The following is a 14,592-nucleotide window of genomic DNA, read 5'->3' as shown; positions in this document are numbered from 1 at the left end:
GAGCCCCCTCAGTGGTCGACTCTATAACGAAGAGGAGCCGGGCGTGCTCGCGCCCGGTGGAGTGGCCCACAGGAAGAGCCGTACAGCGGACACGGCCGGCGAATTCCATACCCCGGGAATCCAGAGGAGATCCCCCCCTGCCTCCGTCACCACGGGCAGCGCGTCCCGGAGCTCGGCGGGGATGCGCCGGTCCACCAGCACATCCTGCAGCTTGCGCGAGCCCGCGGATCCCCTCACCCGATCCCCGGGCCTCCGCGTCCGCACCGTGAGGGGCCAGGAGAGCCCCTCGGGAAGCGACAATCCCAGGGTGCCCGGCGGCGGGGGCTCCGACGCCACGGTGAAGGCCCAACCCGTCCCTGGTTGAACCCCCGAGGCCCCCTCCCCCGCCAGGACCAGCACCGGGGGTGGCTCTCCGGGCCGCTCGGGACGCACACAGCGGACGCGTCCGCCCGCGGTCCGGAGTTGGAGCCCTCCGCGCGCCCCTCCACCCCGGAGCGTCACGGTCCGGCCCGTCTCCACGGCACCCAGCGCCCGGGCCAACGACGCATCATCCACCTCCGCGCCGGCCTCGGACAGCAGTCGCGCCAGCACCCGGCGTCGCAGGGGCGGCTCCAGGGCGCGCACTCCCACTGCGTCCAGGCTCCCATCCGCGAGCGCGAGCCGGCCCCAGGCCCCGTTCGCCAGCTCGCTCAGCAGGGCCTCGTCCTCGGCGGCCAGGCGGGCGAAGGCGGCCAGGCGAGGCACCACGGGGAAGCCCGCGGCCCTCGCGAGCACCGGCAGCACCTCGTGACGGATGCGCGTCCTGAGGAAGGACGGATCCACGTTCATGGGATCCGTCACGAAGGGGATGCCCTGCTCCGCCAGGAAGGCCTCCACCTCCTCGCGTGTCCGCTCGATGAGCGGGCGGACGAGGAAGGGCCGCGCCCGATGGATGCCCGCCGCGCCTCGCAGGGCGGTACCGCGCACCAACCGCATGAGGAGCGTCTCCGCCTGGTCCGAGGCCGTGTGCGCCGTGGCCACCACCTGAAGGCCGCGCTCGCGCCGCAGTACCTCCAACTCCGCGTAGCGAGCCTCGCGTGCCCGCGCCTCCACTCCGGAGCCCGGTGCCAGGTGCAGGGCACGCACGTGACAGGGCAACCCCCAGCGAGCCGCCAACCGGGCGACCGCCTCCACCTCGTGCCGGGCCTCGGGCCTCAAGCCATGATCGAGTGTGGCCACCTCCACTCGCAGTGAGAGCGACTCACGCACTCGCGCGGTCCCCACGAGCAGCGCGGTCGAGTCCGCTCCTCCGGAGACGGCCAGCAGGACGGAGCCGCCCACCAGCCCGAAGTGGCGGTACGCCGCTTCCAGGGTCGTCAAAAACAGGACGCTCGCGTCTTCTGTGGGGAGCATTGAACAGGGGAAGGAATCAGAATCTGGCGAGTCCGGTTACACCGGATGCGGCCGGTTGAAGGGGCCGACGACGATTCTTATGATCGTCACGAAGGTCGCGAGGGTCGGGTTGGTCGGGGAAAAGATGGGGGAAATGGTCGCGCGACACAGGATGTTTTGAACGTGGATTTTCGACGGAGTTGGGCCTAGGGGTCCCCCCCCTCCCCCTCTGGGCCCACGGGGCCGCCGGGATATGTCCTGGCGGTCCTTCTTTCCGGAACGCCCCGGGTTCTTCTCGCAAGGACCCGGGGCGTTCCCTTTTGCGGGTTTTTTTCGCGGACGGCGCATGCACGGCTGCATACGGTACGGGAGCACGCCGAAACCGTTGACCCGTCAGGGCGTCTGTCGGATAACCGCCCCGGTGTGTTCAGGTCGTCACCTCGTATCCGCTGCGGAGATCCAGGATGGCAGGCACCGACAAGCGTAAGCAGTCCCTCTACTTCCCCGAGGAGATGCTGAAGGAGATCCAGGAGGAGGCCAACCGCCAGGATCGCTCCCTCTCGTGGGTCGTGCAGCAGGCCTGGAAGATCGCTCGTGACCGAATCAAGTCGTTCCCCGCTGTGAACGACGTGACGGGTGACGAGCGGCAGGACCCCCGTGAAGAAGGGAGGTCCTGAGTTTCATGGCCGCCACCGATCATCGAAAGCAATCCCTCTACTTCCCCGAGGACATGCTGGATGAAATCCAGCGCGAGGCGACGCGGCAGGATCGTTCGCTCTCGTGGATCGTCCAGCAGGCGTGGAAGGTGGCCCGCGCCGAGCTGCGCAAGATGCCATCGCCCAACGACGTCTTCGGCCCCACGCCCACCCAGCCCAACGGGCCGGATGGGTCGCAGTCTGAGTCCTGATGAACGTGCCCCCCGCTGTCGGCCCTACTGCACCACGGGCCGGCCGGGCCGGGCACAGTGGTCGAAGATGACGCGGCCAGCCTCCTTCAGGGCCTGATTCTCGGTCGGGTATTTCGCCCGCATATAGGCCTCGGTGAGGTTGGCGTCCGTGGCCTTGCCCTCGGCCGACGTCGCCGTGACGGGGTTGCGTGACAGGTCCGAGGCCGCGTCCTTGAAGATGGCGCCGTAGCCATCCCCTCCCTGTAGAAGAAAGTCGGACATGGCCACGCGGTAGCGGATGCTCGGATCCGCTCGCGGCGGCAGTGGCACCGTGCGCTCGTTCACCTTCAGCTCCACCACGCGCTGCCCCCGGGGGCGCTCGCAGTCCACGCGCACCGTGGTGCCCTCGGACACGTGCAGGAAGGCGCCGGAGGGCGAGACGATGGGCTGGCCCACCGGGTACAGCTCCGCCACCGAGAGCTCGAACATGTCCACCAGCTGCTGCTCGGTGAGGTCCACCGTCACCACGGAGTTCTCGAAGAGGAGGATCTCGTGCAGCAGGCCGTTCTCGAGCGGGCCCTTGGGGATGACGGTGCGGGTGACACACAGGCCCTCGGCGCGCAGCGAGCCGCCGTTGATGATGCCGAGCTCCGCGGGCGCCGGAGTGCCGTCCGAGGCGTGGCGGAAGGCATCCGCGGCGAGCTGCCCGAGCGCATGGTTGTCGTGGCGGGCGAAGGGCTTGTCGAGGAAGACGTCGTCGGCCAGGTAGCCAATGACGGCCTCCGGATCGTCCACCAACGGCCGGCACTGGTCGTTGTACTGGAGACAGCCGAGCCCCGGCGCGAGCGCCAGGGCGAGGACGGTGGCGGTGAGCGTGCGAGACATCAGTTGCGGGCCCTCAAGGTGAGGAAGGCGGAGACGCCCTCGCGCGGAACCAGGCCGGGCATACGGTCCGGCCGGGGGGCGTCGTCGCGCATGTCGGAGTCGAAGACGTTCTGCACCACGACGGCCAGCTCGAAGTGGTCGCCAATGGGCTCGGTGCGCACCTGCGCGGTGATGAGGCTGTAGGCGGGAATCGTGTAGCGGCGGATGAGCTCCAGCACGGAGCGCGTGTTGTTGCGCCGCTCGGCGCCCGCGCGCATCACGAGATCGAAGTTGATGAAGTCCCCGATGGGCATGGACACGCCGGCGTTGAAGCGCGCCTGCGGGACGTCGGTGAGGTACTTGTGGTTGGCCGGCAGCTCCTGGTCCTCGGCGCGGAAGAGGCTGGCGTTGACCCAGGCACTGGCGCGCTTGGAGGCCTCCAGGCGGGCCTCGCCCTCCACGCCGTAGACGAGCACGCCCAGCTCACGGTTGCGCACCGGGACGATGTTGCCCGAGGTGTCCACGGCCGTGATGGGGTTGGAGAAGCTCTCGAGGAAGGCGTTGGCGCGCAGGCGCACGCGCGCCTCACCGGAGGACTGGATGAGATCCGCGCCGGCCTCGAGCGTGTTCACCACCGCGGGCCGCAGGTCCGCGTTCCCCTCGAAGCGGCCCTGGTTGTAGTCGGTATTGGGGATGGTCTCCACCAGCTCCTGGAGCGTGGGCGGACGGAAGGCGCGGCCGTAGAGCAGCTTGAGGACGAGCGAGTCCGTGGCCGAGAAGACGAGCCCCACCCGCGGGTTGATGCTCGGCACCATCCGGGAGCCGGTGATGACCTTGGCGTCGTTCACGGACGGCAGCTGGGTGGCGTCCACGCGCACGCCGAAGGTGAGCGTGAGCGGCTCCACCACCGTCCACTGATCCTGCGCGAAGGCACCGAGCGACAGGCGCCGCGAGGCCGCGCCGTCCGCGAGCTCCAGGATGTCCACCACCCCCTCGGGCGTGGTCAGCGAGGGCCGGTGCCGGCTGTCCAGGGTGTAGTTGGTCGCGTAGTCGTAGTCACCCAGCGTCTGCAGCTCGGCCACGGCGCCCAGCGAGAGACGGTTGCCCTCGAAGAGCGAGATGTCCGAGTCCACGCTGGCGCCGAGCGAGAGCACGGAGACGCGCGTCTGCTCGAGCAGTCCCTCGGGGAAGAGCTGATCGTCATCCGGGCCGGTGCGGAAGTTGTCCGGGCCGATCTGGAAGAGCCGGTCCGTGTCCTGATGGTCCCCATAGAGGCGCGCGCGCAGGCTCACCCGGTCGTTCAGCTCGTGCGTGTAGGTGATGCTGCCGAGGAACACCCGCCACCCCAGGCTCGAGTCCGAGCCCGCGGTGTCGAAGAGGCCCACCAGGGCGGAGCGTTCCTCGGAGAGCATCCGCGCGGAGACGCTGAGCTGGCTCTTGGACGACAGCTCGTGGTCGAACCCCAGGCCCAGGTTGAGCAGGAAGCGCTTGTCCTGGGTGTAGCCGACGGGATCCAACGCATCGCGCATCTTCTGGGCGAGCGTCTCCGCGTCGAGCGCGTCCTTCTCGATGGGCTCCGAGTCCCCCTTCTGGTACCAGACGTCCGCGTCGCCGAAGAGCTTGAAGCGGCCGAAGGTGTGGGCGCCGGAGACATGGCCGTCCAGGGTGGGCGCGAGCCGGTCACCGAGCTCGGGAAAACCGCCACCGGAGACGGCGGCGAGCAGGCCCTCGGCACGCTGGGTGACGACGTTCACCACGCCCAGGAAGGCGCCGGCACCGTACAGCGCCGAGCCGGGCCCCCGGATGACCTCGATGCGCTCGAGGTTCTCCACCGGCAGGTTCATCAGGGCCTTGCCGTCGAAGAAGCTGTTGAGGCGCTGGCCGTTGAGCAGGAAGAGCACCTCGGCGTCGTTGCGCAGGCCGCGGACGCCGACGCGGTGGAAGCCCTGCACGTCACGGCTGATGGTGAGACCGGGTACCACGTCCAGCACGTCCGCCACCGTGCGCGCACCGAGCGCGCGGATCTGCTCGCGCCCGAAGGAGGCGGCGATCGCGGGCACCTTCTTCACCTTCTCCTCGTGCCGGGTGGCGAGCGCCAGCGTGTCCTCGGCGGTGTAGAGGGCGAGGTCCTCCTCCAGTTGCGAGCGCTCCGGCTGGGGCTGCGCGGGCTCGGCGGACCGGGTGGGCGCCGGAGGGGCGGCGACGGGCTCCTGCTCCGGAGGCACGTCGGCCGTCAGGGCCGCCATCGCCTCGTCGGCTCCGGAGGCCTCTGACTTCCGGGGGGGGGCGGGCCCGCGCTCGGCTCTCGGGGCGGGTTCGCGCTTCCGGGCGGGCTCGGGCTTGCGCTCGGCCCTCGACGCAGACTCCGCCGGCCGGGAGGGCTCACGCAGCGGAGTCCGGGTCGAGGGCACCTGACCCACGACGACGACACGGGCCGGACGCGTGGCGCTCTTGAAGAGCGGAACGCGATCCCCACCCGGAGTGAACCCCTCCACGTAGTACTCGACGCCCGGTGGAACCAGGCTCGCCGCCGGGATGACACCCCGGTAGAGATCGCCGTACTGCAGCTCCATGGTGACTTCGGAGTACGGCTCGCCGGGCCCGCGGTAGCGCAACACCATGCGCATGATGCGCTGCGTCCCGGAGAGCACTCCATCGACCACGAGCGCCACTCCGGGCTCCGCCTGCGCGGGCGCGGTGTGAAGCAGGGTCGACTTCTCCTGGGCATGGACGGGCAGCGCCGCGAGGAGCACGAGCGCGAAGAGGACGGATCGTGGGCTCGAAAGGACGGACTTCACAGGTAATCCCGATGGTCCTCCCAGGGGTTCGGCACGTCAAGGAAGGGGGTGGAGGAGCCGCCGAATTTTTGCCGGGGTGGCGGGTGCATGCGAGTGGTGAGCGTCCATGCGCGCGTCGCTCGCCCTTCACCTCGCCCTGTTCCGCCGCCAGAAGGCCCAGATCGCCCGGGCCGTCGAGGGACAATCGGCCGCCTTCCGGAGCTATGAGGCCCGCTACCGTCGGCGCACCTCCGAGTACCGGCGGATCCTCCCCGCCTCGGCGGTGTCTCAGCAGGTGCAGGCGGCGGACGTCGTGTACGTGGGCGACTACCACACACTGCCGCTGGCGCAGGAGACGTACCTGGAGCTGGTCGAGGGCGTGCGCGAAGCGGGCCGGCGGCTCGTGCTGGCGCTCGAGTGCGTGGAGGGCCGGCACCAGTCCTACGTGGAGGCCTTCCTCGCGGGGCGCCTCTCGGAGCGCTCGCTGCTCGCCCGGCTGGGACATGGCACGAGCCAGGGCGCCTGGTCCGGAGTGCGCACGCTGTTGGCCTACGCGAAGCGTCACCGGCTGCAGGTGGTGGGCATCGATCGGCGCGCCCAGGGCAAGCGCTCCCTGGAGTTGCGAGACGCGTACGCGGCGGAGCGGATCGCCCGGGCGGTGCGGGCGGAGGACAGGCCGCGGGTGATGGTGCTGGTGGGCCAGTACCACGTGGCGCCCTGCCACCTTCCGGCGCAGGTGGAGCGGGCGCTCGGCGAGGGACACGGGCTGCGCGGGCTGGTGGTGTACCAGAACGCCGAGGGCGTGTACTGGCGGCTCGCTCGCGAGGGCAAGGTGGGCATGTCGCAAGCGGTGGAGCTGCCGGACGGAGCGCTGTGCCTGCTGAACGCCTCGCCGGTGGTGTGCCAGCAGAGCTTCCTGGACTACCTGGAGGCCGAGTCCGGGGACTCGCCGCTGCGGGAGCGCAGCGCGGCGGAGCGCTTCCGGGAGATGGCGAGCCTCATCGGCCGGCTGGCGGGCGTGCCGGTGGGCCGATGGCTGGACGAGGTGGAGGTGGTGACGGCGGCGGACGAGGACGCACTGGTGCGCATCCAACAGCGGGGCCGCTTCACCCAGGGCGAGCTGCTGCAACTGCGGCGGCACATCCTGTCCCGGGAGAGCTGCTACATCCCCCGGGCCCGGACGGCGTACCTGGCGTCACTGTCGCTGAACCACGCGGCCGAGGAAGCGGCGCACTTCGTGCGGCACTGCGCGGTGGGAGACGCGATGGAGGCGCCACGGCGGGCCTCGGATGCCTTCTACGCGCGGTGCCTGGAGGAGGCGCTGGGGTTCTTCGGTTCGAAGCTGGTGAACCCGCGGCGCGGCTGCGTGGGGCCGGGCGAGTGGGCACTGCGCTTCGCCCAGGCCCGGGGCGTGGAGCGGCAGATCGCCGCGTTCGTGCTGGCGCACAAGGCGGCGGAGGTGGAGGTTCCGGACGAGGCGGTGAAGCTGCTGCCCCTGCGCAAGGACCGACTCTTCCATGGCGTCAGCCACGCGCTGGGCTACCTGCTCGGGGACGCGCTCTACCGGGGCTTCGACGGGGACCAGGTGGACCGGGCGGAGCTCCGGGCGCTGTTCCGGGATCCGCTGGAGGATCCCCGGGCCACCTACTTCGATTGGGTCCGCCGCCTCTCCCGGTAAGCTCACGCCTCGGGCGTGGGAAACACCACTGCGCCATCAAGGGACTGAGGCCGGGGGAGACCACCATCACCGCGACCCGGAGCGACGGCCACACGTTGACGCAGGCGATTGGCGTCGGCCTGATGTTCGTCTACGCCCCCGACGGCAAGATCTACGCGGTCTCGGCGGCGAGCTTCCGTCAGAACTCGCCGCGGAGCGCCGCGCCTGTCAGCGAGCTCTTCGCCTTCAAGAGCTCCGCCGACGGCCCCTCGAACACGACCTCGCCGCCCTTGCTTCCGCCATCGGGTCCGAGATCGATCACCCAGTCCGCGCTCCGGATCACGTCCAGGTTGTGCTCGATCACGACCGCGGTGTTCCCCTCATCCACCAGCCGGTCGATGATCTTCATCAGCAGCGAGATGTCGGACATGTGCAGGCCCGTCGTTGGCTCGTCGAGGACGTAGACCGAGCCCTTCTTGTGCAGTTCGGTCGCGAGCTTGATGCGCTGGCACTCGCCGCCCGAGAGCGTGTTCAGCGGCTGGCCCAGGGTCAGGTAGTCCAGGCCGACGTCGCGCATCGCCTCCAGCTTCCGTAGGAGCGGCACGCGCTTCTTCGCGCCCTTGCCGGACCCGAGCGCCGCGAGCGCCTCGGTGACGTTCAGCGCGAGGTAGTCGCTGATGGATCTCCCCTCGAGCTTGTACTCGAGCACCTCGTCCTTGAAGCGCTTGCCATGACACGTCTCGCAGGGAGTCTTCACGCCCTCCAGGAACGCGAGGTCGGTGTAGAGGACGCCCAGCCCGTTGCACGTCTCGCACGCGCCCTTCGAATTGAAGCTGAACAGCGAAGCGTCCACGTCGTTCGCGTCCGCCAGCTCCTTGCGCAGATCGTCCATCACGCCGGTGTAGGTGGCTGGCGTCGAACGGCTGGAGGTGCCAACGGCGGACTGATCGATGACCACCGCACCGGGCGTCGTCGGGACGAACACCTCGTGGATGAGCGAGCTCTTCCCCGAACCCGCGACTCCGGTGACGACGGTGAGCACTCCGGACGGGATGTCCACGCTCACGTCCTTGAGGTTGTTCACGCGCGCGTTCCGGATGGGCAGCCTTCCCTTCGGCTGACGCGGCGTCTCCTTCAGTGGCAGCTGGCGCTCGAGGTACTGACCGGTGAGCGTCTTCGACTTCAGGAGATTCTCGTACGAGCCCTCGAAGACGACGGTGCCGCCCTTCCGGCCAGCGTGAGGCCCGACGTCCACGACGTGATCGGCGATCTTGATGACGTCCGGGTCGTGCTCCACCACCAACACCGTGTTGCCCTTGTCCCGTAGCGCCCGGAGCAGCGCGCCCAGGCGGTACACGTCGCGCGGGTGCAGGCCCACGCTGGGCTCGTCGAAGATGTAGAGGACCTCCACCAGGCTGGAGCCGAGGTGCTTCACCATCTTGATCCGCTGCGACTCGCCGCCGGAGAGCGTGTCGGTGGGGCGGTCGAGCGACAGATACCCCAGCCCGATGTCCACCACGTGCCCGAGCCGCTCCGCCAGCGCCTTCGCCAGCGGCGCCTCGGCGGCGCCCTCGAGCGCCTTCACCCAGGGCAAGAGCTCATCGACCTCCATCGCCGTCAGCTCGGCGATGTTCTTCCCCTGAATCCTGCAACCGAGCGCGGCCTGGCTGAGCCGAGCCCCCTTGCACAAGGGGCATGGCCCCATCGTCAGGTACGGCGTGACGGCCTTCTGCGTCCTCGGCGAGAGCGTCTTGAGATCCCGCTTGATGTACGCGCGCGTGAACTTCTCGATGATGCCCATGTACGTCGCGTTCATGTCGTTGCCGTTGAACTTCGCCTTGAACTTCCGCGGCGACGCGTAGAGCAGCAGGTCCATCTCCTCCTTCGTGAACTCCGACAGCTTCTTGTTCACGTCGAAGAATCCCGACGCGGCGTACATCCCGTTCTCCCATTTGGCGAACACCGGGACCTGGACCGCGCCCTCCGCGAGCGACTTCGACATGTCGAGGAAGCCGTCTGCCCTCACGCCGAGCTTCTGCCCGATGCCGTTGCACTCGGGGCACATGCCCTGCGGCTCGTTGAACGAGAACTGGTTCGAGTATCCGACGTGCGGCTGCCCGACGCGCGAGAAGAGGAGCCGCAGCAGCGGGTTGATGTCCGTCGCCGTGCCGACCGTGGAGTGCGAGCCGCCGCCCAGTCGCTTCTGGTCGACGATCACCGCCATGTTCAGGTTCTCGATCGCGTCCGCCGCGGGCTGCGGAACCTTCGGCAGGAAGTTCCGGACGAAGAGGCTGAAGTTCTCGAACAGCTGGCGCTGGGCCTCGGCGGCGATGGTGTCGAAGACAATGGATGATTTGCCGGAGCCGGAGACGCCGGTGAAGAGCGTGATCTTCCGCTTCGGAATCCGGAGGTTCACCTCTCGCAGGTTGTTCTCCCGCGCGCCGCGGATCTCGATGTGCTCGACGTCGGTGGGCATGGGCCGGGAGTATAGAGGAATGGGGGCACGCATCGCACGGGCGAACCATGGCTCTCCGAGATTGTCGGGGCGGCTCCTTCCCAGCCTGACAGCCCATGGCGGCTACGACGCGAGTAAAAAACACCAGCTATTGATGGTATGTGATTGCCTTGGCATGATTGATGTTTGAGGGCAAGGTTTGAATCAATGTGTTTCTCTATCGTGACGAATGGGTGTCGGACCACCGCACCGGGGCGGACGCGGGCGGACCCCCTTGAACTTCGACCGCCAACCCGGCGGGAGTGAGTGGCAGCGGGTGCGCCATGTGCCGGACATCCGCAGATGGCCCTTGTGTTTTCTTCTGGGCAGTGGCTAGTCTTCGTGCCCTGGCGTAGCCTTTGCATTCAGCGGCGGCGCCAGATGACTGAGTCGCATCCCCATGAGCCGACGACATTCTGCGTCCGGGTGGTTTCACGCGGGCCTACTGTGGCTTCTCGCGGTAATACTCTCTGGCTGCGTGACGACGGTCTACCAACCGCTCGTATCTCTGCAGCGCCCGGTCATCATCGACCCCCAGGTGGCCAATTTCGAGGGCCAGCGGTTTCTGCTGCGTTGCATCCCCGGTGACTACCTCAAGTTGGACGAGGCGCAACAGCTGTGCCAACACCTGCGTACGCTGTTCACGACACAGGGCGCGCAGGTCGATGTCCAGGTGCAACAGGGCGGGATGGTAGGTGGTGACGAGGAAGGCGAGGCCAGGCCGGACCTCATCATCGACCTGCGCGCGCGGCTGCTTCACGAGGACAACAGCACCCTTCTGTGGATCCTCTCCGGGCTGACGCTGACGCTGGTGCCCGCCATCACCGAGTCCAGTTTCTCCCAGGACGTCACCATTCGTGATTCCAGCGGGTTCCTGCTCGCCTCCGATAACCTGCAGGGGCGCTTCGTGCGCTACTCCGGATTCAGCGTGTGGGCGGTGAATGGCGTGCTGGATCTCCTCGTCCGGTCCGAGGCGGAGAAACTGGGCGGCGACAGAGCCAGCCGGGACTTTTCTCGTGATTTCTACGGCCAGCTCAGTCAGCTCGCGTTCAATGCGCACATGCGCTCGGTGGTGATGCGCGGCTTCGAGCCCGAACCTCCGTCCAGTACGAAGTGAGCCCCCGGAAGAGAGACCCATGGAGCTCCTGCTGCTCATCCTCCTGATGCCTCTACCGATCTACGGGGTACGCGCGAACGATCCCATCGCCGGGCCCTGGCAGAGCAAGGAAGAGGCCCGCAATCTGGAGTGCACCCGCCTCAGCCAGGCCCAGGCGCACGAACGCTATCCGGATCTGGTTCCGGATCTAACGCCCCGTGGCACCTCCGGGGTCACCGACGCGCTCGCCTGCACCCGTCGCTTCATGCGCTACGGGGAGAGACCCGACCGTGACGAGGTCATCCTTTCGTCGCTGGACCAGACGGTGGGTGAGATCACCCGGATCGCGAGTGCCCTCGGCTCCGGCGAGCTCACCTGGCACGTGGATGCTTTCTATCCAGAGCCAGCGGTGGCGGCGAAGATCTCGGTCGCGGCCAGGACGCAGCTCGCCGAGCGCGGGCACAAGGTGTCGGACCGGGTACCGGTACTCGCCGCGGGCGACATCGCGGTGCTTGGGCGCATGCCGGCAAGCAAGGCCTACCCGCTCGCCTGCGCGCGCTACTTCGCGCAGCGGGTGCTCGACGAGCGGGACGCCTTCCTGGGGCTGATGATCATCGATGCGCGCGAGACGCAACTCCATGCCGGGCTGTGCATGCGTGGCGAGTGGAGGTGGTTGCAGTGAGGCCCGTGCTCTTGTGCCTGGCCTTCGCGCTGTTGCCGGTATCCGCCCTGGCCGAGGAGCAGACGGTCACCGAGGCGCGCAGGGCGCAGCTCGAGTCGCTGCGAGCGCAGGTGGCGGCGCAGATCCAGCTCCAGGCCTATGATCTGCTCGACGAGCTCGTCTTCAGCTGGATCGAGCAGCCCGTCTTCGCCCTGGAAACGCCCGTGGTGCTCGCCGATGTCAGCGTGCCGGTGGGCTTCGGCAGCGGGCTCCAGGCGCTGATCGAGAACCACTTCGCCTCCCTGGTGGTGAAGAACCCACGCACCCGGGTGATTCTCGCGCATTGCCCGCAGTGTACGTCGGTGGTGGTGCACTCGGGGGCCAAGGGCACCATCATCTCCCGTGGCGTGGACGAACCCGAGGCCCTCTCCACGGCGGGAGCCCTCTCCGGCAGCCGTCATGCCCTCTTCCTCGACTTCGAGGTGGAGGGCGCCGCGCTGGTGCTGCGCGCGCGCATCACGGCGCTCGAGCCGGCGCTGCCCATCGTCTATGCGAAGACCCTGTCCACCTCGACCTCGTCTCCGGCGCTGCTGCGCACCGCGGATCGCCTGAAGAGCGCCTCCGAGGCGCGGCAGGAGTACCTCGACACGCTGCGGGGACGAAGCGTCTACCTGGTGCCCGTTCGTTTCGGGGTTCGCAGCTATGCCCCGGGAAGTGGTTCGGTGATGGTGGCTCCCTTCCTCTGGCTGCAGGCCGGTGCCGAAGCGCCGCTCACCCAGGCTCGCGCCTGGACCGGGAGCCTCATGCTGGGCGCCAGCTGGATGCCTCAGAGGCACGTGGGGGTGATGGTCCAGGGGCGCATCTCGCGTCTTCTCTCTGGGTCGGTGACGTCGCTGACCCGTCCCGACCTCTACGGCTTCGTCGGCGGCTCGGTGACGTCCATCCATGGACTCAGCGCGCTGGTGTTCAAGGACCGAGTCCCCAACCTCGAGGACCTGGCCACGGAGCTCCTCAAGGGCCAGCCCCATGCACTCTTCGGCACGTTGCAGCTGGGGCTCGAATTGCGAGTGAAGAACCGCATCGGCGCCTCGGTGTTCGTCGAATCGCTGCCTTCGATGAACAATGCCCCTTCGATCGGCCGCTACGTGAACCTGGGCCCCATCCAGGTGCACGCCCTGGGCGTGGAGGTGTCATTTTGCTTCTAGCGCGCCTCGTCCTGCTCGCCGCATTGCTACCGATGACGGCCCTCGCCCAGCGCGAGACGACACGGGAGGCGCTCTCGCGCTTCGAGGAGACCCTGGCCATGCGCCTCGAGGACGGCGCCTTCGTGGCCAAGGACCTGACGCCCGCCATCGTCGTGAGCGTCACTCCCACGTTCGAGGAGTCGCGGGCCTGGTATCCGACCGAAGCACTGGCGACGCTGGTGCGCGTCTTCGGTGCGGCCTCGCTGCGCTCGTGTGAGGCGTGTATGGCGCCTCGCCTGTACGTCGAGGAGGGGAAGCTCGAGCAGTTCACGACCAGTCTGGGCACGGCCGAAATCACCCGGCTGGACGAGATGAGCCGCGGAAGTGCCTCACCCGCGCGCACGGCGATCTGGTTGGACGAAACGGCCGAAGGCGTGTCGTTGCGCATCATCGACCTGAAGAACAGCCGCATCGTGCTCGCCGAGAACTTCGATCCGAGGCTGACCGAGCCGGCACGCACCCGGAGGAACTTCTCCCTGGCGCGGGAGCTCGATCGCCGCGCACGAGCTGACAGCCTCACTCACACCTTCATCGACGTGACCATGTACCCGGGGCAGCATGTCTCGCTCGATTGGGCGGAGCAGTGGGGCGATACCAACGCCAACCTCTCCGGGGTGTCGGTGTCGCTCTTCGACCCGGTGCTGGGCGTCGGTGCCTCCTACTACCGCGTGGTGCCGAGGGCCTTGAACATCATGGTGGGCGCCAAGGTGCTGCTGAGCGTGCCGACCGCCGTGGTGACCGGCATCTCGGGACAGCCGCAGCAGCTCATCGACCCCTTGCTCACGGCCGTCTTCATGGTGCGTGTGCCCATTGGTACTTCCAATTACGGAGTGACCCTCTCGGCCTCGACCAACGGGCGGATCGGGGTCGGATTCTCCCTCATGAACCTCTCCTGGATGCCCTTCCTGCCATGAACCGGCTCTTGCTCCTCCTCTTCCCACTCCTCGTGTCCTGCGCGGCGCGTAACTACACCTACTACCTGGTCGAGCCGGAGCCCCAGAAGCACCCGGCGCTCAAGGAGGAGGGAACGCTGATGAGGCCCTTCGGCTTCGGGTCGACGACGGTGATGAAGGTCCGGTGGAACGACGGCAACCTCATCACCGAGGTCGACGTGCCGGTCCTCTCGACGGGACAGCGGATCGTCATCGAGCACGGCGCGGGGAGTGGCGATGTCAAGACCATCCCGGCCACCCGGGTGGTTCCTCCACCGCCGACGAGCGCCGACAAGTCGCTCATCGAGGCCTACCGGGCACGAGGCCTGAGCATCGACGAGAGCTCACCCGAAGTGAGCATCACGCGCGCGCGCACCCTGATGCAGGAGGCGGTCAAGGAGGGCAACTATCACCTGGCGCTCGAGTGGTGTGAGACGGTGTTGCAGCGCTACAAGTCCCACCCGGAGTTTCTGCGGGCCAAGGCCTCGCTGCTGCTGATGATGGGCGAGCGCGACAAGGCGATCGAGATCTACGAGCAGGTGGAAACGATCGAGAGCGACCCGGACGTCCGCAAGAAGCTCGAAGAGCTGCAGCGGCAGCAGAAGTAGGA

The 14,592-nt window shown here is 68.2% G+C and carries 12 protein-coding genes; 8 read left to right on the top strand and 4 right to left on the bottom strand.

What is annotated here, in order from left to right:
- Window positions 1-21: 21 nt before the first annotated feature.
- The gene (tilS, locus tag JQX13_RS37100; RefSeq protein ID WP_203404159.1) at window positions 22-1,392 is read right to left on the bottom strand and encodes a tRNA lysidine(34) synthetase TilS; all 1,371 of its coding nucleotides are present in this window, start codon (window positions 1,390-1,392) and stop codon (window positions 22-24) included.
- 443 nt (window positions 1,393-1,835) lie between these two features.
- On the opposite strand from tilS, the gene JQX13_RS37095 reads away from it, so the two are divergent.
- Complete coding sequence (locus tag JQX13_RS37095; RefSeq protein WP_002628981.1) at window positions 1,836-2,048, top strand: TIGR04563 family protein; 213 nt, start codon at window positions 1,836-1,838, stop codon at window positions 2,046-2,048.
- Window positions 2,049-2,053: 5 nt separating this feature from the next.
- Window positions 2,054-2,278, top strand: a complete 225-nt coding sequence (locus JQX13_RS37090) for a TIGR04563 family protein (protein ID WP_203404158.1) — start codon at window positions 2,054-2,056, stop codon at window positions 2,276-2,278.
- A gap of 24 nt (window positions 2,279-2,302) precedes the next feature.
- Here the strand turns inward: JQX13_RS37090 and JQX13_RS37085 are convergent, their stop codons facing one another.
- Together JQX13_RS37085 and JQX13_RS37080 are read right to left on the bottom strand one after the other, a co-directional pair.
- On the bottom strand, window positions 2,303-3,142 hold the full coding sequence (locus JQX13_RS37085; RefSeq protein WP_203404157.1) for a 5'-nucleotidase C-terminal domain-containing protein: 840 nt from the start codon (window positions 3,140-3,142) through the stop codon (window positions 2,303-2,305).
- Window positions 3,142-5,919 (bottom strand): TonB-dependent receptor plug domain-containing protein, encoded by a 2,778-nt coding sequence (locus JQX13_RS37080; RefSeq protein WP_203404156.1) that lies wholly within the window; start codon window positions 5,917-5,919, stop codon window positions 3,142-3,144. Before JQX13_RS37080 ends, JQX13_RS37085 begins: the two co-directional genes overlap by 1 nt.
- A 106-nt stretch (window positions 5,920-6,025) precedes the next feature.
- On the opposite strand from JQX13_RS37080, the gene JQX13_RS37075 reads away from it, so the two are divergent.
- Window positions 6,026-7,576, top strand: coding sequence for a ChaN family lipoprotein (locus JQX13_RS37075; protein WP_203404155.1), 1,551 nt, complete (start codon window positions 6,026-6,028; stop codon window positions 7,574-7,576).
- A 178-nt stretch (window positions 7,577-7,754) separates the two neighbouring features.
- Here the strand turns inward: JQX13_RS37075 and JQX13_RS37070 are convergent, their stop codons facing one another.
- Window positions 7,755-10,031 carry an ATP-binding cassette domain-containing protein gene (locus JQX13_RS37070; RefSeq protein WP_203404154.1) on the bottom strand — a complete coding sequence of 759 codons (2,277 nt, stop codon included), beginning with the start codon at window positions 10,029-10,031 and terminating at the stop codon, window positions 7,755-7,757.
- 496 nt (window positions 10,032-10,527) lie between these two features.
- On the opposite strand from JQX13_RS37070, the gene JQX13_RS37065 reads away from it, so the two are divergent.
- Genes JQX13_RS37065 through JQX13_RS37045 form a run of 5 tightly spaced genes read left to right on the top strand, consistent with a single transcriptional unit; the run spans window position 10,528 to window position 14,590 of the window.
- Window positions 10,528-11,166 (top strand): hypothetical protein, encoded by a 639-nt coding sequence (locus JQX13_RS37065; RefSeq protein WP_203404153.1) that lies wholly within the window; start codon window positions 10,528-10,530, stop codon window positions 11,164-11,166.
- A 19-nt stretch (window positions 11,167-11,185) separates the two neighbouring features.
- Window positions 11,186-11,827 carry a hypothetical protein gene (locus tag JQX13_RS37060; protein ID WP_203404152.1) on the top strand — a complete coding sequence of 214 codons (642 nt, stop codon included), beginning with the start codon at window positions 11,186-11,188 and terminating at the stop codon, window positions 11,825-11,827.
- Window positions 11,824-13,011: a hypothetical protein gene (locus JQX13_RS37055; RefSeq protein ID WP_203404151.1), complete on the top strand. Its 1,188-nt coding sequence runs from the start codon at window positions 11,824-11,826 to the stop codon at window positions 13,009-13,011. The genes JQX13_RS37060 and JQX13_RS37055 overlap by 4 nt, the downstream gene beginning before the upstream one ends.
- Window positions 13,002-13,964 (top strand): hypothetical protein, encoded by a 963-nt coding sequence (locus tag JQX13_RS37050; RefSeq protein ID WP_203404150.1) that lies wholly within the window; start codon window positions 13,002-13,004, stop codon window positions 13,962-13,964. The genes JQX13_RS37055 and JQX13_RS37050 overlap by 10 nt, the downstream gene beginning before the upstream one ends.
- Complete coding sequence (locus JQX13_RS37045) at window positions 13,961-14,590, top strand: tetratricopeptide repeat protein (protein WP_203404149.1); 630 nt, start codon at window positions 13,961-13,963, stop codon at window positions 14,588-14,590. Before JQX13_RS37050 ends, JQX13_RS37045 begins: the two co-directional genes overlap by 4 nt.
- The last annotated feature ends 2 nt before the right edge of the window (window positions 14,591-14,592 follow it).

It is taken from the genome of Archangium violaceum, assembly GCF_016859125.1.
In the GTDB taxonomy this organism is placed as follows: Bacteria; Myxococcota; Myxococcia; order Myxococcales; family Myxococcaceae; genus Archangium; species Archangium violaceum_A.
The sequence above is the reverse complement of the archived record's forward strand: the minus strand, read 5'-3'. Positions and strand labels throughout refer to the sequence as shown.